This is a genomic window from Vibrio sp. 1641 (assembly GCF_033339995.1).
Lineage (GTDB): Bacteria > Pseudomonadota > Gammaproteobacteria > Enterobacterales > Vibrionaceae > Vibrio > Vibrio alginolyticus.
In genome coordinates, this window is the sequence record NZ_JAWOVP010000486.1 from 1 (window position 1) to 527 (window position 527).

The 527-nt window shown below is 49.3% G+C and carries 1 protein-coding gene; it reads left to right on the plus strand.

Going from position 1 to position 527, the window contains the following annotated elements; translation table 11 throughout:
• Positions 1 to 527, plus strand: a 527-nt coding sequence (locus R7Z47_RS26710) for an Ig-like domain-containing protein (protein ID WP_318131006.1), incomplete at both ends; no start/stop codon positions are given.

Below are 527 nucleotides of genomic sequence, written 5' to 3' on the forward strand. Positions count from 1 at the left end.
AAAGTCGAAATTATTGATGGAAAACTGGTCTTCACACCGGCTGAGAACTTCCATGGCGATGCTGAAATCACTTACACCATCACCGATGGTTCACTGACTGACCAAGCGACGGTCAACGTCACCGTGAATGCGGTGAACGACACGCCTGTGGTTGAAAGCAACATTGTAGACCAAACCTTGGCGGAAGACTTTACGCCATACAGCATCGATCTGAATACGGCCTTCAGTGATGTGGATAACGCCGATGGTGAGTTAACGTTTAGCGTCTCAGGTAACAGTAATGTCAATGTCTCAATAGAAAATGGCATCGCGACCATTAGCCCAACGGCAGACTGGAACGGCTCAGAAGCGTTAACCTTTACGGCTACTGATCCAAGCGGTGAAAGCGTCAGCCAAACGGTAAACTTTATGGTTGCGCCTGTGGCAGATATTGAATCTGACCGCGCGACGGTTGTGGAAGACACGTCGACCATCATTAACGTCCTAGGTAACGACACGTTTGAAGGCGACGACAAAGTGGTGTCGCT